We start from the raw sequence: 19,712 nt of genomic DNA, 5'->3' as shown, positions 1-19,712 counted from the left end.
TTGTGGTGTTGCTTTAGTTCGACACCGCTCCACCGGAGGGCATGATCAAAACGGGATCGCTCGATGGCGATCCCGTTTTTTTATTGTCCGCGCCGGGCTGGCAAAACGACGACCTCTAGCTCTCCGTCGTCACGATCAGACGGTCGGGTGCGAGCACGCCTTCGCCCGGCTTCGCGACCCCCAGAAGCCGCCCCTGCGCCGAGTACACCCTCACGCGCGGGGCATTCACCGCGTCGGCGGCGATCGTCAGCGACGACAGCTTCAGGCGCTGGCCGTGAAGGAAGCGGCGCGTGTCATCGTCGTTCAGACAGACCTGCGGGAACGTGGACAGCAGCGCGTCGACCGGTTGCAGCCATGCGTCGCGTTCGAGTTCGGTCGCGTAGGACAACGCGTCGAGCGTGACCGAATGCTCGAGCGTCAGCGCGCCGACGCCCGTGCGCCGCAGCGCGACCAGATGCGCGCCGCAGCCGAGCGCTTCGCCGATATCCTCGGCAAGCGTGCGCACATAGGTGCCCTTGCTGCACGTCACGCGAAACGTCACATCCGGCAACGCGCACGCAATCAGCTCGAGCGCGCGAATCGTCACCTGCCGCCCTTCCCGTTCGACCGTCTGGCCGGCGCGCGCGTACTCGTACAGCGGCTTGCCATCGCGCTTGAGCGCCGAGTACATCGGCGGAATCTGAACGATCTCGCCGATGAATTTCGGCAAAGCCGCCCGCACCGCCGCTTCGTCGCAGTCGACGGCGCGGATGTCGAACGCCTCGCCTTCGGCGTCGCCGGTGGTCGTGCGGATACCGAGGCGCATCGTCGCCTCGTAGGTCTTGTCGGCTTCGAGCAAGTCTTGCGAAAACTTGGTGGCCTCGCCGAAACACAGCGGCAGCAGGCCAGTTGCCAGCGGATCGAGCGTGCCGGTGTGGCCCGCCTTTTTCGCCAGATAAAGACGTTTCGCGCGAATCAGCGCGTCGTTGCTCGACAGGCCGAGCGGCTTGTCGAGCAGCAGCACGCCATCGAGCGCGCGACGCGGCACGCGGGGGCGTTGAGGTGCGGTCATGTCGAGGGAGGCAGAACGTTCGGGAAATGCGAAAAACGGCGCCGCGCGCTACATGGAACGCCACGGCATGGCAGACGCTCAGTCGTCTTTCGCGCGCGTGGAATTTGCCTCGTCGATCAGACGCGACATCTCCACGGCGCGCTCGATCGTCTTGTCGTAGTGGAAATGCAGCGTCGGCACCGTGTGGATATGCAGGCGCTTGAACAGCAGATTGCGCAGATGGCCGGCAGCGTGCGTCAGCGCTTCGAGCGTTTGCTGCGGGTCGCCCGTCAGCGTCGTGAAGTAGACCTTTGCGTGCGCGTAGTCGGGCGTCAGCTCGACGCTCTGAAATGTGACGATGCCGATGCGCGGATCCTTGACCTCGCGCAGCAGCTCAGCCAGGTCGCGCTGGATCTGATCGGCGATCTGCACGTTGCGATTGGGAGTAGTACGTTTCTTAGGCATGGTGTTGTGTGCTCCGCTAACACGGATGCAAAAAATTGGTTCGCGCGAGCCGTGTTCGATATTCGTTCGATATTCGTTCGATACGACGGCGTCGCGGTCGCCGCGGCGGGGTGAGAGTCCATTTGCGACGAACGCGGCAGCCAAGCCAGCAACAAACTCGACACTGCGGGCTCAAAAACAACGGGCGGAGCGGGCGTCAAGCCCGTTCCGCCCGCTGTGCCGTGCCGCGCGAATTACAGCGTACGCGCGACTTCGGTGACCTCGAAGACTTCGAACTGATCGCCTTCGACGATATCGTTGAAGTTCTTGATCGACATACCGCACTCGAAGCCCTGACGGACTTCTTTCACATCGTCCTTGAACCGCTTGAGCGAATCGAGTTCGCCCGTGAAGATGACGACGTTGTTGCGCAGCACGCGCACCGACGACGAGCGCTTGACGAAACCGTCCGTGACCATACAGCCGGCCACCGTGCCGACCTTCGGCACCTTGAATACCTGGCGTACTTCCACCGTGCCCGTCACGACTTCGCGCTTCTCCGGCGCCAGCATGCCCGACATTGCCGCCTTCACGTCATCCACGGCGTCGTAGATGATGTTGTAGTAGCGGATGTCGACGCCATTAGCTTCCGCGAGCTTGCGAGCCTGCGCGTCCGCGCGGGTGTTGAAGCCGATGATGACCGCCTTCGACGCCGTCGCGAGATTGACGTCCGACTCGCTGATGCCGCCGACCGCTCCGTGCACGATCTGCACGCGTACTTCGTCGGTGGAGAGCTTCTGCAGCGACTGCACCAGCGCTTCCTGCGAACCCTGCACGTCGGCCTTGACGATCAGCGGCAGGTACTGCACTTCGCCCTCGCCCATCTGCTCGAGCATGTTCTCGAGCTTCGCGGCCTGCTGCTTTGCGAGCTTGACGTCGCGGAACTTGCCCTGACGGAACAGCGCAACTTCACGCGCCTTGCGCTCGTCCGGCATCACGATTACTTCTTCGCCAGCCTGCGGCACTTCCGACAGACCCTGGATTTCGACCGGGATCGACGGACCCGCGGACTTGGTCGGCTTGCCGGTTTCGTCGAGCATGGCACGCACGCGACCGTAGGCGCTGCCTGCCAGCACGACGTCGCCGCGGTTCAGCGTACCTGACTGGACGAGGATCGTTGCGACCGGACCCTTACCCTTGTCAAGCTTCGCTTCGATGACGAGACCCTTGGCCGGCGATTCGACCGGTGCCTTCAGCTCCAGCACCTCGGCCTGCAGCAGCACGTTTTCGAGCAGATCGTCGATGCCCGCGCCGGTCTTCGCCGACACCGGCACGAACGGCGAGTCGCCGCCGTACTCTTCCGGCACGACGCCTTCCGTGACGAGCTCCTGCTTCACGCGCTCCGGATTCGCTTCCGGCTTGTCGATCTTGTTGATCGCGACGACGAGCGGCACGCCGCCAGCCTTCGCGTGGGAGATCGCTTCCTTCGTCTGCGGCATCACGCCGTCGTCGGCGGCCACCACCAGGATCACGATATCGGTCGCCTTCGCACCGCGGGCACGCATTGCCGTAAAGGCTTCGTGACCCGGCGTGTCGAGGAACGTGATCACGCCGCGCGGCGTTTCGACGTGGTAGGCGCCGATGTGCTGCGTAATACCGCCCGCTTCGCCTGCCGCAACCTTCGCGCGGCGGATGTAGTCGAGCAGCGAGGTCTTGCCGTGGTCGACGTGGCCCATCACCGTGACGACCGGCGGACGTGGCAGCGCTTCGGCGTCGCTCGCTTCGCCTTCGACCAGCATGGCTTCCGGATCGTCCAGCTTCGCCGCGAGCGCATGGTGGCCCAGTTCCTCGACGATGATCATCGCCGTTTCCTGGTCCAGCATCTGGTTGATCGTGACCATCTGGCCGAGCTTCATCATCACCTTGATGACTTCCGAAGCCTTCACCGCCATCTTGTGCGCGAGATCCGCGACCGTGATGGTTTCCGGCACATGCACTTCACGCACGATCGGTTCGGTCGGCGCCTGGAACGTGGTGCTCTGCTCCTGATGCTTGCCACGCCCCTTCGGACCGCCGCGCCAGCCACGATCGACGCCGCCGCTCGAATCGCCGCGCGTCTTGATGCCGCGGCGCTTCGCTGCGTCGTCCTGCCAGCCGCTCTTACCGCCGCCCGGCTTCTTCTTGTCGCCCGCCGACGGTGCGCTCGCGGGCGCCGGAGTCGCGGCGGTTGCCGGCTTTCTCGCTGCCGGGCGCGCCGGTGCTTCACCAGCCGGACGCGCCGGCTTATGCAGCGTGCCCTTGGCTTCGGCCGCCTTGGCCGGCTCGGCGGGCTTCGGTGCCGGTTCCGGCGCCTTCACCTGCGCCTTGCGCGGCGTGTTCATCATTTCGCGAATCGCGCGCGCTTCGGCTTCGGCCGCCGCGCGGCGCTTGGCGATTTCTTCCTGTTCGGCGCGCGCCTTTTCGGCGGCCACACGCGCGGCGTCTTCCGCTTTCTTCGCGGCTTCGCGTTGCGCGGCGCGTTCCGCTGCCGCGCGTTCGTCGTCCTGCTCGTTTGCCTTCTCGGCAACCGGTGCAGCGGCTTTCGCCGCCGCCTGCTGGGCCTTCTCGCGAGCCGCCGCCTCGGCCGCAGCCGCTGCGCGCTTCTTTACATCTTCTTCCGCGCGCTGACGCTCGGCTTCCGCGGCCTGCTCGCGCGCCTGACGGTCGACTTCTTCGCGCTCGAGCTGTTCCTGGCGCGCCTTCAGCTCCTGCGCCTGCTTTTCGAGCAGCTCAGCTTCGTGACGTGCTTCTTCCTCCCGACGCTGCAGTTCGAGATCTTCTGCGTCCGCGTTCTCGGCCACATGATTCGATGCATCCCCGCCTTCCACGACAGTCTCGTCGCGGCGGACGAACGTGCGCTTCTTGCGCACCTCGACCTGAATGGTGCGAGCTTTGCCCGTCGCATCGGACTGCTTGATCTCCGACGTATGCCGTTTCGTCAGCGTGATCTTGCGCTTGTCTGCATCAGTCGAGCCGTGAGACTTGCGCAAGTGGTCGAGCAGACGCGCCTTGTCCGTTTCGGACAAGGAGTCGGCTTCGCTCGCTTTTGTGACGCCAGCTGCCTGCAGCTGCTCAAGCAGCACGCCTGCAGGCATTTTCAGTTCCGCGGCAAATTGGGCTACGTTGTTACTCGCCATTCATTCCTCTTAATGCAAGGACCGATTCCTTGCGGTTAGCATCGGGTCATGCGGCCTGACGGCCGCGTTCAATTCAGTGCGCCATGGTCATTTCTCACTGGAACCAGTGTTCACGTGCTTTCATGATCAACGCCTTAGCGGCATCCTCTCCCATCCCAGTCATCTCGACCAGTTCATCCACGGCCAGCTCGGCGAGTTCGTCGCGCGTCTGGATCTGATGTTCGGCCAGTTTCGCGAGCAGGTCGGCGTCCATGCCGTCCAGGCTCTTCAGGTCGAGCGCTACATTCTCGACCTTTTCTTCGTTCGCGATCGCCATCGTCAACAGCGCGTCGCGCGAGCGGTTGCGCAGTTCGTGAACGGTGTCTTCGTCGAATGCCTCGATTTCGAGCATTTCGTTGAGCGGCACGTAGGCGATCTCTTCGAGGCTCGTGAAGCCTTCGTCGATCAGGATGTCGGCGACTTCCTCGTCGACATCGAGACGCGCCATGAACAGGTCGCGCAGGACGCCACGCTCCTGATTCTGCTTCTGCGCAGATTCGTCCGGCGTCATGATGTTGATCTGCCAGCCGGTGAGCTCGCTGGCAAGCCGCACGTTCTGGCCACTGCGGCCGATCGCGACCGCGAGTTCGTTCTCGTCGACGACGACATCCATCGAATGCTTTTCTTCATCGACGACGATCGACTGCACGGCTGCCGGCGCGAGCGCGCCGATCACGAACTGGGCGGGGTCTTCCGACCATAGCACGATGTCGACGTTTTCGCCACCGAGCTCGTTGCGTACGGCCTGCACGCGCGAGCCGCGAATACCGACGCAGGTGCCGATCGGATCGATGCGCTTGTCATAAGCCACCACGCCGATCTTCGCGCGCACGCCCGGATCGCGAGCCGCCGCCTTGATCTCGAGCAGGCCCTGCTCGATTTCCGGCACTTCCATCTCGAACAGCTTCATCAGGAATTCCGGCGCCGTACGCGACAGCTCGATCTGCGGACCACGCGCGGTGCGGTCGACCTTCGCGATATACGCGCGCACGCGGTCGCCCACCCGAAGGTTTTCTTTCGGGATCAGCTGGTCGCGGCGCAGCAACGCTTCGACGCGGCCCGATTCGACGATGAAGTTGCCCTTGTCGAGGCGCTTCACCGAGCCGGTCATGATGTGTTCGCCGCGCTCGAGGAAGTCGTTCAGGATCTGCTCGCGCTCGGCGTCGCGCACCTTCTGCAGGATCACCTGCTTGGCGGCCTGCGCTCCGATACGGCCGAATTCGATTGACGGCACCGGCTCCTCGATGAACTCGTCGAGCTGAATATCGGGCTGCTGCTCGCGCGCCTCGAACAGCAAAATTTCCTGATCCGGTTCCTGCAGACCTGCTTCGTCCGGCACCACCTTCCAGCGGCGAAACGTTTCGTGCACGCCGCTTTCACGGTCGATGTGGACGCGGATATCCGCATCTTCTTCGAAGAGTTTCTTGGAGGCCGAAGCGAGAGCCGCTTCGAGCGCGGCAAATACCACGTCCTTATCGACATTCTTCTCGCGTGCCAGCGCATCCACCAGCATCAACACTTCGCGACTCATTGTTTGCGGCTCCTAAAGTCAACTTTCGGAACAAGGCGCGCCTTGTCCATGTCCGCGAGCGTGAAATCGAGCATCGCGGCCCCTTCTTTTCCTTCAAATTCCAGACCGATCGTCTCGCCTTGCGGAGCATGCAAAATGCCCCGGTACGATTTCCGACCGTCCAATGGCTTTTTCAGTGTGATAACCGCTTCGCTGCCCGCGAAACGTTCAAAATCCGCCAGTTTCTTCAGCGGGCGATCGAGACCGGGTGACGATACTTCGAGCCGCTCGTAATCGATATTTTCGACCGTCAGAACGTGCTGGAGCTGACGCGTGACTTTCTCGCAGTCTTCGATTGCGATGCCGGCTGGCTGGTCGATATAGATACACAACATGCCGCGCCCGGTGCGCTCGAGATCGACGAGCTCGTAGCCGAGTCCCACGACCGTGGTTTCAATCAGTTCCGTCAGTTGCACAGTGCCCTCTTAGATGTTCGCGCAGCGAGCCTCGCCTCTTCTGCAAACAACCAATGCGGGCCGCGCGCCAAGCCGGCGCACGTTCGTGCGAACCCGAGATGCCGAACCACGATGAACTGAGCGGCAAAAAAAAATGGGCTGAACGCCCATCATCTTATTGCCGGTGGTCGCACCTGAGCCGCACATGAAACCGTACGCCCAGCGACTCCGCGATTGTAGCCATTTTCCGGCCCAAACGCAATCCGCGGAACGCGGGGCGATGCGCATTTCCGCTTGATTTGATAGGAATCTTTCGACAATGTGGCGGCAAATCCGGGCTTTTGCAAGGTCGCCCGAGCCGTCGGGAAGGGGAGCCGGACGGGCTACGCCAACACTTTGCGGCGATGCGTCCTGTCGGTCTTCAGCGCAGTTTCGCACGGCGTTTGACGCATCGGAACGCCATGCGAACGCGGCAAACAAGAGGCGGCATAAAATCGCCAAAAACGATAAACGGCTCGGCCGGGAAGCACTCGACATTGCTAATCAGTATGCAGTATGACTCCCGTGAGGCAATGGCTGGCCCGCCGTAACGAATCAAGCGCGGGTTAGCATTGCAGCCAGAGCAGCACAGTGCGGACACGGCCGCTCCCGGCGATTTCCGGCACGGAGGCCAGCATGGAAGACGATAGCACGCTGTGCGTCCGTCTCGATGTACACAAGGACTCGATCACAGTCGCGTATGCGCCGGGCTCGGGCGAAGTCGAACTGCTGGGCAAGATCGGTATGACGCAGACTGATATCGATCACCTGTGCAGGCGCCTGCAGTCGAAAGTGCGGCACATCTGCGTTGTCTGCGAGGCCGGTCCATGCGGCTACGGACTTTACCGGCAGTTCGTGCAGAAGGGATTCGGGTGCATCGTGTGCGCCCGATCGCTGATTCCGAAAAAACCGGGTGAACGGGTCAAGACTGAGCGGCGTGATGCGATCAAGCTTGTGCGGTCTTTGCGCGCCGGTGACCTCTCCGCGGTGTACGTGCCGAGCGACGACGAAGCGTTCCGCGATCTGGCACGGACGTGGGTGGCGCCAAAGACGACCTGAAGCGCGCACGGCAACGCGTGAAGGCCTTTCTACTCTCGCTTGGGACGAGTAAGCCGCGACCAGGCTACGCAACGGACTACTGCATCCGACTTGCGGTTCCAGATAGCGGCAGGCTCATTGGGCGGACATCTGTAGTGCGGTACCCAACCCGCGGATATCAGCTTGATCCACCGCCGAAATGTACTGCTACACCGCCCTGAGGAAATTCCGGCAACATGAATTCGAGAAACTAAAAACCCGATCCCGATTGACACCGGAAGTCATATCAGCCTGGCAGGTCATGCGAACTGCACCAAAGGGTATGGCCGTTCAACGGCCACCCCTCAAACGCGGTACAGCGCTCCGCTCAACGGCCGCGCGAGCGACCGCGCGCCGTGCCGCCGCCACGATTCGCGCCGCCCGAACCCGCGTTGCCGCCGACACGGTTGGCGTTGCCGCCACGATTGCCGCCCGGCCCGCGATTGCCGCCGCTGTCGCCGGACGCGCCGGCACGCTTGCCGCCAGTGCGCGCACGGTTGCCGTTGGGCGACGACGCGCGATTGCCGTCGACGTCGCGGCCGCGCTGCCCCCCGGCGCCACGATTGCCCACACCGACACCAGAACCAGTGCCGCCCCCCATGCCCGCGCCGAAGCCACCGCCCGCCGCGCCACGGCGACCCTGTCCGCGCGGCTGCTGCTCGAAGCGGCTGTGCGACATCAACACCGGCTCGCGGTTGATAAAGCCCATCGACGTCTGCATCGGATCCGGCTGACGACGCTCCGGCGCCGCATTGCGGCTACCGCGCTCCTCAGTCGGCGCCTTCAGGCCGACCGATGCCATCAGTGCGCGCACCTGATTGTCCTCGAGTTCTTCCCAGCGGCCGCGCTTCAGACCACGCGGCAGGGAGATCGGGCCGTGGCGCGTACGGATCAGCCGGCTGACCATCAGGCCGGCCGCTTCGAACATGCGGCGTACTTCGCGATTCCGCCCTTCGGCGAGCGCGACGTGGTACCAGTGATTCGTGCCTTCGCCGCCGCCGTCGCGGATGCGCAAGAAATTCGCCGGGCCGTCCTCGAGTTCGACGCCGTTTAGCAGCTTCTGACGCATACCCTCGGCGAGTTCGCCGACGACACGCACCGCGTATTCGCGCTCGACGCTATAACGCGGATGCATGAACCGGTTCGCGAGATCGCCCGAGGTGGTCAGCATCAGCAGACCTTCAGTGTTGAAGTCGAGACGCCCGACCGCGACCCACTTGGCGGTTTTCATCGGTGGCAGCTTGTCGAACACCGATGGACGGCCTTCCGGGTCCGCGTGGCTGACGATTTCGCCGGTCGGTTTGTGGTACAGCAGCACGCGCGGCGGCTTGCCGGCGACCTTGCGCTTGACCGGCTTGCCGTTGATGCGGACCTGGTCGGTCGGCATGATGCGCTGGCCGATGTGCGCCGGTTCGCCGTTCACCGACACGCGGCCGGCGATGATCAGCTCTTCCATGTCGCGACGCGAGCCCATGCCCGCCTCGGCGAGCACCTTGTGCAGCTTCGGCGCGTCGTCATCGGGCGACAGCACGCGCTTCGGGGCCGCTGCCTTGCCATGGCGCAGCATCGGCGCGCGTACGCCGCCAGTCGTGGTGTTGTCGGCATCGAATGCGGGCGACGTCACGTATGAGAACAGATCGTCCTGAGCTGACTCCGCGGCCGCATCGGCGCCGCGGCGATTCTGGCGCTGGCCCTCACGTTGACCTTCGCGCGGCTGACGTTCGCGCTGGTCTTCGCGTGATGCGCCCTCGCGCTTCGCACCGCCAGCGTTACGACGCCCGCCCTGTTTCGCGCCCGCGTCCTTGCGCGGCGTGCGCACCTGGGCGACGACCTCGCCGTCCGGCGGCGTTTCGGCGACGACCGGCGCGCCTTGCGCGGGCGCGCCCTCGGCTGCCTTCGTCTTCGCGCCGGCGCGGCGTCGCGCGATCAGGCTGCGCGGCCCGCGACGCAGACCGCGGCGGGGGCGCTCTTCGCCCTCTGCTTCCGCGCCATGAGCCGGGCGCTCGCCCTCGCCTGTCGCCGCTTGCGTAGTGCGTTCGTCGGTCCGCGCCGACGGCACGGGGCGCTCGGATTCGGACGAATCGGTGTCGTGGGTATGTGTCAAAACAACCTCAAAATGTCAGGTCGCGCGCGCCCGTTGCGGGCGCGGCAAAAAAGTTCGGTTACGTCAGGCGCTGCGCGACTCGGTTTCGTCGTCGGTCAGAAAACCTGCGTCCTGTGCGGCATCGCGGCGATCCTCGGGATCGTCGTGCGCCGCCTCGATCGGGTTCGGCTCGGCGGCGTGCTCCGTATTGCGAGCTGCGCCCGAGCCGTGCGCGGGTGTTGCCGGATCGGTCTGGGCGACCGGATCGTAATGCTGTGCCGAGCCGGCGACGCTGGCATGCGCTGCCGCGGGTGCCGGTTCGGGCTGTTGTTGCATGTCGTGCGGCGCGCTCGACGCGTCTGACGCACTCGACGTGCCGGCCTGCCCGGTCGCTTCCGCACGGGGCTCCGGTTCGAGCGTCGACTCGGCTACCGTCTCGGGCGGCGCTGCTTCAAATCCCGACGCAGCGTGCTGCGCCGCTTCCGGCGGAGCCGGCTCGCCAGCCTCACCTGCGATGTCGTGCCCGGCATCCTGCACCGGCTGCTGCATGCTTTGCGCGTCGCCCTCGGCAAACTCGATCGCGTGCTGACCCAGCAGATCCGCGTTCAGTTGTGCGGACGGATCGGCAAGCGGAGGCAACTCGTCAAGCGCCGTTAGACCAAGGTCGTCGAGGAACTGGCGCGTGGTCGCATACAGCGCCGGACGCCCCGGCACGTCGCGATGACCGATCACCTCGATCCAGCCGCGATCCTCGAGCTGCTTGACGACCTGCGTATTCACCGTCACACCGCGAATTTCTTCGATATCGCCCCGTGTCACCGGTTGCCGGTAGGCAATGATCGCGAGCGTTTCGAGCACCGCGCGCGAATATTTCGGCGGTTTTTCCGGATGCAGCCGATCCAGGTACGAACGCATCGCGGGCTTGCTTTGAAACCGCCAGCCCGACGCCAGCCCGACCAGCTCCACACCGCGCCCAGACCAGTCCCGCTTCAGGTCTTCGAGCAAGGTCCGAACAGTGTCCGCCGACACGCCGTCGGCAAAGAGCTTGCGCAATTCGCCGAGCTTTAACGGCTCCTGCGCGCAGATCAAGGCAGTCTCGAGGACGATCTTCGCCTCTTGGGTATTCATGCAGCTAGGTCAGACCCTGTGGTCAAAGAACCGGATCAAACAGACGATGTGGAACTGAAGACGCGCTCGCCCGATTCTGATCGGTCATATTGATGGGAGCACGCACCGGGGGGTGGCGAACAGACTTATCGAGCCAGACCCAGCCGGACGGAGCGGCGATATTCCTGAAAGGAATCGCGTGACTGAGCGCCATATTACGCAAAAACGACCGGGGCGTAAAGCCGCGATCTGCCGTGCATCTTCTGCTGCGGCGCCGACCGGTGTAGCCGCGCCCGCCCGGGTCGAGTCGAGTCGAGTCGACAGCAAGAAGATTCTCACGATTCGCGGCTTTTCGCCGCTCGCGGTGCATCAACACGAAGCGCGGGGGGCGTACGAGGCCGCATGATCAGGCCCCGGCGTGGCGCGCCAGAAACCGCGTCAAGCGCTCGACGCCGGCATCGAGCCGCACCGTATCGCACGCGTAGCACCAGCGCACGAACCCCTCGCCCTGCGGCCCGAACGCGCTGCCCGGTGCCACGCCGAGCCCGACCTCCCGCACCATCGCCTTGCACAAATCGAGACTGCGCGTCGCGCCCGGCATCGAGAAGAACAGATACATCGCGCCCAACGGGGCCTTCACATCGACGCCGGGAACCGCCGACAGCGCGCGCACCAGATGATCGCGCGACGTCCTCAGGTCGCGCACCAGCTGCTGCGTAAAACGCTCGCCCTGCTGGAGCGCCGCGATGCCCGCCTGCTGCACGAACGACGGCGCGCACGACGTGTTGTACTCGACCAGCTTCGCCAGGTCGTCCATCAACGCGGTCGGCGCGACGATCCAGCCGAGCCGCCACCCCGTCATCAGCCAGGCTTTCGAGAACGAATTCACGCAGATCACGCGTTCGTCGCGTGTCGCGAGGTCGAGAAACGATGGCGCGGTGCGCACACCGGCCGCCTGGGCGGCGTCATCGCCGGGATAGTAGAGCCGCTCATAGACCTCGTCCGCGACGATCCAGATGCCGTGCCGCCGGCAGTGTTCGAGCACGCTGCGCTGGTCGTCGCGATTCATCACCCAGCCGGTCGGGTTGTTCGGCGAGTTGATCATCAGCATCTTCGTGTCAGGCGTCAGCGCGGTCAGCAATCGTCCGACGTCGAGCTCCCAGCCGCGTTCGCCGTAGCCGAGCGCGACGGTTTCGACATGCGAGCCGAGAATCTTCGGGATTTCGACCAGATTCGGCCATAGCGGCGTCACCGCGACGACGCGGTCGCCGCCGCCGACCACCAGCTGCGCGGCGAGCATCAGCGCGTTGACGCCCGCGCTCGTGACCGCGACGTCCTCGGGCGACGTCGCCCCGTGCAACTCGCTGACGTAGCCCGCAAGTGCTGCGCGCAATGGCGCGATGCCGAGATTGTGCGTGTAAAACGTCGCGCCGGCGGCGAGCGCGGCGCTCGCGGCGTCGCGAATGAATGCGGGAGTGACGCGATCGGACTCGCCGAACCAGAACGGCAGTACGTCGTCGACGCCGAAACCGGCGTTCGCGACTTCACGGATTTGCGATGGACGCAGCGCGCGTACGGCGTCGCGCGCATTCGGGATGGAGGGCACGGGCAGGTCCAATTCGCTCATCGAGGCTTCCGGGTGGGTGAAGGATAAGAGGCTCGAAGCGCAACCGCGAAGGCGTGCGCGATGAAGATGGTAGTTTAGCGCGCCGGGTAACCGGACAGCGGCGCAGCGAGTAGCGGCAGGCGGCGTGTGGGCGGCGGGCCGCGCCCGGCGCCAATCCACCAGTCGAACGGATCGCACGCGATCCCGCCCGTTAATTCAACTCCTCGGCCCGTGCCGGCAACTGGCGGATCAGATTCCACACCGCCTCGGCCGCGGGCGACAGCGACCGGTCGCGCCGCCGCACCAGTTCGACGAGGCGTTCCGCGCGCGGCACCAGCGGACGCGCGACCAGCGACGCCCCCGCCGGCAGCGGCAGCGCGAGCCACGGCAGCACGCTGATCCCGACGCCCGCCTCGACGAGCCCGAACACCGTCGCCGAATGGCCGAGTTCCTGCACCACGGTGGCGTTCACGCCCTGCGCCTGCATCACGGCATCGATGAGGGGGCGGCTGCCGGACGCATAATCGAGCATCACGAGTTGCTCGCCGTCGAGGTCCTTCCACGTAACCTGCTTGCGCGCGGCGAGCCGGTGATCGTCACGCGACACGATGCAGAACGAGTCCGTCATCAGCGTCTCGCTGAGCAGATCGTCGTCGGAGAACGGGCCGATGATCACGCCGAAGTCCACTTCACCCGACTTCACCTTGCGCACTACGTCGCTTTGCACGTCGTCGCGCAGCCCAAGCGTCACATAAGGAAACTGCTGTCCGCACGACGCGACTACGCGCGGCATCAGCCGGCACGCGACGGTCGGGCTCGCCGCGACCACCACGCGTCCGCGGCGCTGCTCGCCGATTTCGCGGATCTCGCGCAACGCGTCGTCGAGATCCCCCAGCAGTCGCGACACACTCGCCACGAGGTTGCCGCCTACGTCGGTTAGTTGCACTTCGCGCGTCGTGCGATCGATGAGCTTCAGGCCGATCTCGCTTTCGAGCTCGCGTACGCAGCGACTGACCGCCGACTGCGTGAGGCCGATTTCGGCGCCGGCCCGACTGAAGCTTTGCAAGCGCGCCACCTCGATGAAAACCCTGAGCTGTCGCAGCGTCACATTCATTTGTTCACCTCATCAATAGCGCAGCTTGATGCGCATTGTACGACCAAATACATGCGGCAAAGCACCGTCCACGCGGCCGCTGCAATGCAGCAAAAAAGCGCGAACGCACGCCGGCCGGGCTTTTCTGCCCCAGATTGGTGATTGTCCCGATTTGCGAGATGGGTTTTTTGGATTCTTATACGGCCCTGGCTGGCGCCCGCGTTGGCCCGCCGCTACGGGGCTTTCAGGCAATCGGCAGCAGATTGGCACACTTCGTGCGTTGTGAAACGCACAGGGAGGGCGCCATGATTTCCGATGGCAATCCGTGGCAAGCCCGTCCCCTTTGGCACTCGCCTATCGAGTGCGTGAAGAGTGCGCGGCGCGGGGCAGCGCACCGGAGTTAGCTTCGCTGAGGTGAAACATGATGCTGTTCGACGATTTGAGAGATAACGAATGGGCGCTGGTCGAGGCTTTGTTCTGCGCCGAGCCGGCGCGCAGCGAACGGCGTGGTCGACCGCGCGTGGAAGCTCGGGCGGTGGTCAACGCCGTGCTTTGGGTGTTGTCGACAGGCGAAGGCTGGTCCAAGTTGCCGGGCCGCTACCCGTCCCCCCCGACTTGCCGCCGGCGCTTCGACGAGTGGCAAGCCGATGGCACGCTCGCTGAAATTGTGAAACGGCTTGGCACGAGCGGCCGCGAAATCTCGCTGCGCGGCCGGATCGGCGCAACGGCCGCGAAACCGCCGGCACCGCCGAGCCGCGACCGCCTACGCGGCGCGTTCTGGACCAATCCGGAATCGTGGCGCGCGCCGGTCAAGATGGCCTGACCCGAAACTACGCGGTCACCGGGCGCCTGTAGGCGCCCGGTTTTTTATCCAGCCGACTTTTCCACGATTGCGTGCGCGCCCACGACCCGCCAGCATTTGACGGTCGCCGCGAGACGCTGTCTTCTCCGCTTCGCGCGCCCCTTCGTCGCGCCTCCCGCACAACCGCCACCGCGCTCCTTGCGCGCTGCCTCAGACTGCCAAACTACCCGATAGCTCCGGGTGAAACATCCATTTACCATTAATTACAGCGTGCTTTCGTCCTCCGGCATACGTTAATACTTATGCAAACAGGCCTTGAGTCGAAGGGCTCGAGGTCGAGGGGGATTTCGGAATGAAACCAATGTCACTGGTGTTGTGCGGCATTGTGATTTCATCGATGGCCGCGCCCGCAATTGCGCAACAACGCCCGCAAGGGTGGAACTGGCGCCCGGACCGCCAGGCCACGCTGGAAGCGTGGCAGCAGAGCGAGGCCCATAATCGCGACTTCACGCCGCCGACGCCGCGTGGCGATCTGCGCGGCGATATCGCCAGCAATGTGCGGGCTCGGCCCGATGCGCCGCGTGAGGATCAGCGGCGGCGTTGATTTGCCAAGTCGTCGCTCGGACGGCGCGTCGCGCGACGCGGTGCCCAGTATCTTGCATTGCGCACTTACGATCGGGGAACCACCGGACGCGGCACCAGTCTGACTCAACGCCATTAGCACAGCGTGGCAGTAGTAATTCCGGTATGCCCGTATCTTCGTGATACGGGCTTTTTTTCGCCCTCGAGGCGTTGATGGCATGAAAGGCGCGCAACGGCAACGACCTGCGCGGATCGCGTCGCCGCCTTGTCGATGGGAAGCCGAGAGTCGCCCGCGGACGCGCACGGCGACCGGTCGACGTCAGCGACGGCCCGCCGAGGGGCGACAGGCCCGGGCGGACAGTGACTCAGTTCAGGTAAGCGATGAACCTTGAGCTAAGATCTGACTTCGGCTGTCGCGGCGGACTGCGGTTCGGCCGCGCCGAGAACATAATCGTTCATGCGTTGCGCTGTCCATGTGAGCAGACGCTCGTCGTGCTCGAGCCGCGCAAACTCCGCTTTGCCCCGTTCGGTGAGCACCGCGATGTCGACGGGAGCATGAAAGCCTGGCGCCGGTGCGACGGTTCGCTGACGAACGGTGTCCATCAGCCCCAGCGCGCGAAGATATTGGAAGACACCCGGCCTTCTGGCCCAGGGAACCTGACGATATTGCGCTCGCCGCAGCGCTTCAAGTACCGCTTCGTTGGAATACGTGGTCATCTCACTTCTTTCTTAAAGTGCAGCTATGACACATTCATGCCCACGCGTCACTGCGCCACCGGCGACGCGCGTAGCACCCGCGCCTGGTCGGAAGCTCGCCGCCTGTCTGACGGCGGATTTCCGCCAGGTGCTGCCTGGTCTCGTTTTCGGAACCCCCGTCAGAACGGCATGTTAGCGTTCTCTCCATGAACCGACGATGCAACCGCCGCGGCGCGATGGCAGGCCCGTGGATTTGTCCCGAAAGACATACGTTACCCCATTTAAATTGATTCTATTCACTTTATTAGCGCTTTTTTTTGCAGCAATCGTGCTATGGAAACGTGCGCGCCGGCCGCTCATCTTCTGCATGATCGCGCTGTTCTGGCTGCTCGCGGCCGGCTGGCTAACCGCGCCACTGCTCGATCTGGCGCAGCCGCAACGACAGAGCGCCACGGCCGCCACCTTCGCGCCACGCACCGCGATCATCCTGCTCGGCGGCGGCACGGTCTACGACCACGACCATGTGCTGGTGCCACCGCGCGACGTACTCTCGCGCATCGAGGTCAGCGCGCAGAACTACGCGGCCTGCAAGCGCACGGCGAGCACGTGCCGGGTGATCGTCAGCGGCGGCAATCCGCAGCGGCATAGCGCGACCGAAGCCGACACCTACCTGCCCTATCTGCTGCGTCAGCAGGTGGCGCGCTCGGACATCGTGCTCGAGCAAAGCAGCCGCACGACCTATGAGAACGCGCGCAACGTCTCGGTTATTGTCGGTCAATCACATTACGACACGTTGATACTCGTCACCTCCGCGTATCAGATGCCGCGTGCGCTGCTCGATTTTCAGCGCTTCGGCGTCGAGCCGCAGCCGCAGATTTCAAGCGCGCGGCGCGCGCGGATCGGCGTGCTGCCGCGCTTCGCCAATCTCGTGGCCGCGGAGATAGCGTTGCATGAGCTAATCGGCCTCGCGCAATTTCACCTGTATCGCGCGATCGGCTGGTTCTGACGAACGATGTAGGCCGCTGCGCTCTCGCACTCGAGGACGTCGCGGTTTATTCGACCAGCGTCCAGTTATTACAAAACGTAACAAGTGTTGAGCGCGGTTACAAAGCCATCGGCTAGAGAAGAGTTTGCTCGATAGAATGCATTGTCTTTCCCACTGGACAGGCAATACTCGGGTCCACCACCATTCTACGGAGGTAACGATGAAGAAAGTGTCCATGGCGATCCTGGTTTCCTTGTGTGCCGCAGCCGGCGCGGCTCACGCGCAGGACAACGGCATCACGACGAGCACCGATCCGGCGAAGGCCGCCGACGTCGAGCAGCGTGCGCAAGATTTGCAAAACCGCGAGCAGTCGATGGGAAGCGCACCGGCCGCGCCGGCCAAGCATCACAAGATGGCTCCGCATCATCCGAAGAAGGGTGCCGACGCGTCGGGCACCTGAACGACTTCGCGGATCTCGCCTCGCGGCCTCGTCGTGAAGGTGAAAAAGCCGAAGCTGGCAGCGCCGGTTTCGGCTTTTTTTATTTGTGCGACCCGCTCGCTGTTGGCAAGGCACTCCGAGCGCGCACCGGCCCGGCAAGCCGCCGGCGCTCTGCTCTCTGTATGCTAAAGTCGCGCACCGACCGGCGAGCCGCCGGCATCCCCTAACCCGTGCGCACCCTGGTGCGGAGGACAGCATGAGCAACATCCAGCTTGATATCGAATGGACCGAAGCAGCATCTCGCAAGATCGAAAAACTGATGCCGCGTGGCGGTCAGGAAGCGTACCTCGCCCTGCCGCCTGTCGAATGCCTGCCGATGGAAGGCGACGTGCTGTTTCTCGGCCCGGCTGGCAAGCAGGAGCCGTTCATTGTCGCGGAGCGCCAGTATCACCATGACGGCGACGCCGACTGGACCATCATCCTGATTCTCGATGTCCCGCAAGCAACCCACTGATCGCTGACGGCGCGCCGGCGGCCTCGGGGCCGCCCCACCTGTCCAGCGTGTCCGCGCGCCGCTGACGCCCGCGCCCGAATTCAGGCGATCTTCGACACCACGCGAATCTCCGCGTGCTCGATCCAATCCGCGGCCGCCTTCTTATAAGCCTGGATATGCGCGGATTTCGCATGCGCCGCGAGCGCATCCTGGCTTTCCCATCGCTCAATGACACGAACCGGCGCGGCTCCTGCACGTCGCGCCAGAATCCGCCCGGCAGAGCAGTGCCAAGCCCGCCGCCCGAATGGCCGCATCAGCGCCTACAGCGGCACTAGCATGTGAGCACCGTCGGCCTGGAGTTTGGCGGGCGACCACCGGGCGCCCTGCTACCCTCGGCGTGGTACGGTAACTCATTGCGATTGGGAATCGGTGTCGCGCGTGGCAAGCGCGCGGGACGCTCCGACGCATTACCGCAACGGATTGCCGCACGGCCGTAGGCAGTCGTTTTGCAGACAATTTTCGCGCCCATGCGTTTGTGATAACCCGCACATTGTCGCGCGCTGCAAACTGCTAGACTCATTTTGACCAATTCGCCGGAGTCCAGCGTGGCTGGCACCGCCCTCCGTGTTCGCGGGACGCATTCGTTTCGTTCCGGCGACGCTTCGGGTGTGCGAGCGCTACGCGCCGAATGGGTTTGCGCGCCCCTTCATTCCCTTGCCGCAACGATCCCATGTCAGCTTTCATGCCCGCTTCTATGCCATCCGTCAGCGAATTGACCGTGAGCGGCCTGCTCCCGCACCTGGTCCGCGGCGAGTCGGGCTGGACCGCGACCTGGCGCGCGTTGACATTGCACAGCGTGTTCCAGCCGGTGCTGTCGGTCACGCATCAGTGCGTGGTCGGCTACGAGGGGCTGTTGCGCGCGTTCGATCCGGTCGGTCTGCCCGTCTCGCCCGAAGTATTGTTCTCCGGCACGCGCTCGGCCGCCGAAGCGCGCGAACTCGATCGCATCGCGCGCTGCCTGCATGTGGCGAACTTCATGGAGCAAGGCATCAGCACCGGGTGGCTGTTTCTGAACACGCGCCCGCAGGTGTTCGAAACCGGCTGGCCGCAGCGCGCTTTCATCGACGAGTTGTCCGCGCATTTCGGGCTGCCGCAGGAGCGCATCGTGATCGAAGTGCTCGAGCAGCCCGCCGACGATGAATCCGCCGTCGCCAGCATGCTCGCCGCCTCGCAGCCGCGCGATTTTCTGATCGCGATCGACGACTTCGGCACCGGCTTCTCGAACTTCGATCGCGTGTGGCGCTTCCGCCCCGACATCGTCAAACTCGACCGTTCGCTCGTCGCGCGCGCGGGCAAGCGCGAGGGCGACGAATCGATGATCAGCCATCTGATCGCGATGCTCCATCAGTCGGGCACGCTCGTGCTCGCCGAAGGCGTCGAAACCGATGAAGAGCTGATGATCCTGATGCAGGCCGACGTCGATTTCGTGCAGGGGTTCTGGTTCGGTCAGCCAAAGAGCAGCGTGCTGGCCGCCTGCACGAAGGTGCCTGAGCTCGTCGCGTCGATCTGGAGCAAGTTCGCCGAGTACGAGCGTGCGAACGCCGGCCACCAGCGGCTCGGGTTCGAGGGCTTCGCGGAAGCGGTGCTGGCCGCCGCCGACACCTACAAGGCGACCGGTGACCTCGAACAGGCCGCGCAAAAGGTCTGGCATCTGCCCGAAGCGCGCCGCGTGTTCCTCACCGACGGCCTGGGCGAGCAGACCCAGCCTTCGGTGACGGCGGCGTCGGTCCCGCCGCCTCCGAAGCGGCTCGCGCCGCTCTATACGGAGACGCGCAGCAACTGGTCGCGTCGCGCGTATTTCCGGCACGCGCTCGCGGCGCCAGGCCGCGTCGCGATGATGGGGCCGCATTATTCGCTCGCCGATGGTCAGGACTGCTACACCGCGGCGATCGCGTTCGAGCGCGACGGCACGCACGTGCTGTGCGTCGACTTCGTGCCGGAGGCGTCGCCGCCGGATGTGCGCACCGGCAGACGCGGCGCGAGACGTTAGCGACCC

At 64.5% G+C, this 19,712-nt stretch carries 15 protein-coding genes and 3 pseudogenes; 7 read left to right on the top strand and 11 right to left on the bottom strand.

Annotation, left to right across the window (positions count from 1 at the left end; translation table 11 throughout):
* Positions 1-115 precede the first annotated feature (115 nt).
* From truB to rimP, 5 genes are all read right to left on the bottom strand, one after another.
* Positions 116-1,051 (bottom strand): tRNA pseudouridine(55) synthase TruB, encoded by a 936-nt coding sequence (gene truB / locus OKW27_RS35900; RefSeq protein ID WP_429336243.1) that lies wholly within the window; start codon positions 1,049-1,051, stop codon positions 116-118.
* Positions 1,052-1,129: 78 nt separating this feature from the next.
* Positions 1,130-1,495, bottom strand: a complete 366-nt coding sequence (gene rbfA / locus OKW27_RS35895) for a 30S ribosome-binding factor RbfA (RefSeq protein WP_008922231.1) — start codon at positions 1,493-1,495, stop codon at positions 1,130-1,132.
* A gap of 233 nt (positions 1,496-1,728) precedes the next feature.
* Positions 1,729-4,650, bottom strand: a complete 2,922-nt coding sequence (gene infB / locus OKW27_RS35890) for a translation initiation factor IF-2 (protein ID WP_429336242.1) — start codon at positions 4,648-4,650, stop codon at positions 1,729-1,731.
* A 94-nt stretch (positions 4,651-4,744) separates the two neighbouring features.
* Positions 4,745-6,220: a transcription termination factor NusA gene (nusA, locus tag OKW27_RS35885; protein WP_090804122.1), complete on the bottom strand. Its 1,476-nt coding sequence runs from the start codon at positions 6,218-6,220 to the stop codon at positions 4,745-4,747.
* Positions 6,217-6,675 (bottom strand): ribosome maturation factor RimP, encoded by a 459-nt coding sequence (gene rimP / locus OKW27_RS35880; RefSeq protein ID WP_006052964.1) that lies wholly within the window; start codon positions 6,673-6,675, stop codon positions 6,217-6,219. The genes nusA and rimP overlap by 4 nt, the downstream gene beginning before the upstream one ends.
* Positions 6,676-7,329: 654 nt before the next feature.
* On the opposite strand from rimP, the pseudogene OKW27_RS35875 reads away from it, so the two are divergent.
* Positions 7,330-7,796 (top strand): annotated as a pseudogene (locus tag OKW27_RS35875) (IS110 family transposase); the annotation flags it as partial.
* A gap of 302 nt (positions 7,797-8,098) precedes the next feature.
* Here OKW27_RS35875 and rluB read toward each other — a convergent pair.
* The 4 genes from rluB to OKW27_RS35855 form a co-directional block, all read right to left on the bottom strand.
* The gene (gene rluB / locus OKW27_RS35870; protein WP_429336241.1) at positions 8,099-9,874 is read right to left on the bottom strand and encodes a 23S rRNA pseudouridine(2605) synthase RluB; all 1,776 of its coding nucleotides are present in this window, start codon (positions 9,872-9,874) and stop codon (positions 8,099-8,101) included.
* Positions 9,875-9,937: 63 nt separating this feature from the next.
* Complete coding sequence (scpB, locus tag OKW27_RS35865; RefSeq protein WP_090804119.1) at positions 9,938-10,981, bottom strand: SMC-Scp complex subunit ScpB; 1,044 nt, start codon at positions 10,979-10,981, stop codon at positions 9,938-9,940.
* Between the two features lie 385 nt (positions 10,982-11,366).
* Positions 11,367-12,587, bottom strand: coding sequence for a pyridoxal phosphate-dependent aminotransferase (locus tag OKW27_RS35860; protein WP_429336240.1), 1,221 nt, complete (start codon positions 12,585-12,587; stop codon positions 11,367-11,369).
* 190 nt (positions 12,588-12,777) lie between these two features.
* The gene (locus OKW27_RS35855; RefSeq protein WP_090804116.1) at positions 12,778-13,680 is read right to left on the bottom strand and encodes a LysR family transcriptional regulator; all 903 of its coding nucleotides are present in this window, start codon (positions 13,678-13,680) and stop codon (positions 12,778-12,780) included.
* Positions 13,681-14,083: 403 nt separating this feature from the next.
* On the opposite strand from OKW27_RS35855, the pseudogene OKW27_RS35850 reads away from it, so the two are divergent.
* Together OKW27_RS35850 and OKW27_RS35845 are read left to right on the top strand one after the other, a co-directional pair.
* Positions 14,084-14,479 (top strand): annotated as a pseudogene (locus tag OKW27_RS35850) (transposase); the annotation flags it as partial.
* A 334-nt stretch (positions 14,480-14,813) separates the two neighbouring features.
* Complete coding sequence (locus tag OKW27_RS35845) at positions 14,814-15,065, top strand: hypothetical protein (protein ID WP_090804114.1); 252 nt, start codon at positions 14,814-14,816, stop codon at positions 15,063-15,065.
* Between the two features lie 371 nt (positions 15,066-15,436).
* Here OKW27_RS35845 and OKW27_RS35840 read toward each other — a convergent pair whose 3' ends face one another.
* Positions 15,437-15,760, bottom strand: coding sequence for a hypothetical protein (locus OKW27_RS35840; RefSeq protein WP_018418368.1), 324 nt, complete (start codon positions 15,758-15,760; stop codon positions 15,437-15,439).
* A 265-nt stretch (positions 15,761-16,025) separates the two neighbouring features.
* Here OKW27_RS35840 and OKW27_RS35835 point away from each other — a divergent pair, with 265 nt between their 5' ends.
* From OKW27_RS35835 to OKW27_RS35825, 3 genes are all read left to right on the top strand, one after another.
* Positions 16,026-16,745, top strand: a complete 720-nt coding sequence (locus OKW27_RS35835; protein WP_425199369.1) for a YdcF family protein — start codon at positions 16,026-16,028, stop codon at positions 16,743-16,745.
* Positions 16,746-16,944: 199 nt separating this feature from the next.
* Positions 16,945-17,184, top strand: a complete 240-nt coding sequence (locus OKW27_RS35830) for a hypothetical protein (protein WP_090804113.1) — start codon at positions 16,945-16,947, stop codon at positions 17,182-17,184.
* 235 nt (positions 17,185-17,419) lie between these two features.
* A complete protein-coding gene (locus OKW27_RS35825; RefSeq protein ID WP_090804111.1) occupies positions 17,420-17,677 on the top strand; it encodes a DNA-binding protein in 258 nt (85 codons plus the stop codon).
* Positions 17,678-17,757: 80 nt separating this feature from the next.
* Here OKW27_RS35825 and OKW27_RS35820 read toward each other — a convergent pair.
* Positions 17,758-17,918: pseudogene (locus tag OKW27_RS35820) on the bottom strand (putative quinol monooxygenase); the annotation flags it as partial.
* 492 nt (positions 17,919-18,410) lie between these two features.
* On the opposite strand from OKW27_RS35820, the gene OKW27_RS35815 reads away from it, so the two are divergent.
* Positions 18,411-19,706, top strand: coding sequence for a sensor domain-containing phosphodiesterase (locus tag OKW27_RS35815; protein ID WP_090804110.1), 1,296 nt, complete (start codon positions 18,411-18,413; stop codon positions 19,704-19,706).
* Positions 19,707-19,712: the final 6 nt, after the last annotated feature.

The sequence above is a fragment of the Paraburkholderia sp. 35.1 genome, from assembly GCF_050436525.1.
Classification (GTDB): Bacteria; Pseudomonadota; Gammaproteobacteria; order Burkholderiales; family Burkholderiaceae; genus Paraburkholderia; species Paraburkholderia tuberum.
The sequence above is the reverse complement of the archived record's forward strand: the minus strand, read 5'-3'. Positions and strand labels throughout refer to the sequence as shown.

Bases quoted from the DNA above. Each gene is read 5' to 3' on its own strand.
- rbfA (WP_008922231.1), bottom strand. From the start codon at position 1,495: ATGCCTAAGAAACGTACTACTCCCAATCGCAACGTGCAGATCGCCGAT.
- infB (WP_429336242.1), bottom strand. From the start codon at position 4,650: ATGGCGAGTAACAACGTAGCCCAATTTGCCGCGGAACTGAAAATGCCT.
- OKW27_RS35845 (WP_090804114.1), top strand. From the start codon at position 14,814: ATGAAACCAATGTCACTGGTGTTGTGCGGCATTGTGATTTCATCGATG.
- OKW27_RS35815 (WP_090804110.1), top strand. From the start codon at position 18,411: ATGCCATCCGTCAGCGAATTGACCGTGAGCGGCCTGCTCCCGCACCTG.
- nusA (WP_090804122.1), bottom strand. From the start codon at position 6,220: ATGAGTCGCGAAGTGTTGATGCTGGTGGATGCGCTGGCACGCGAGAAG.
- OKW27_RS35830 (WP_090804113.1), top strand. From the start codon at position 16,945: ATGAAGAAAGTGTCCATGGCGATCCTGGTTTCCTTGTGTGCCGCAGCC.
- truB (WP_429336243.1), bottom strand. From the start codon at position 1,051: ATGACCGCACCTCAACGCCCCCGCGTGCCGCGTCGCGCGCTCGATGGC.
- OKW27_RS35825 (WP_090804111.1), top strand. From the start codon at position 17,420: ATGAGCAACATCCAGCTTGATATCGAATGGACCGAAGCAGCATCTCGC.
- OKW27_RS35860 (WP_429336240.1), bottom strand. From the start codon at position 12,587: ATGAGCGAATTGGACCTGCCCGTGCCCTCCATCCCGAATGCGCGCGAC.
- OKW27_RS35840 (WP_018418368.1), bottom strand. From the start codon at position 15,760: ATGACCACGTATTCCAACGAAGCGGTACTTGAAGCGCTGCGGCGAGCG.
- scpB (WP_090804119.1), bottom strand. From the start codon at position 10,981: ATGAATACCCAAGAGGCGAAGATCGTCCTCGAGACTGCCTTGATCTGC.
- OKW27_RS35855 (WP_090804116.1), bottom strand. From the start codon at position 13,680: ATGAATGTGACGCTGCGACAGCTCAGGGTTTTCATCGAGGTGGCGCGC.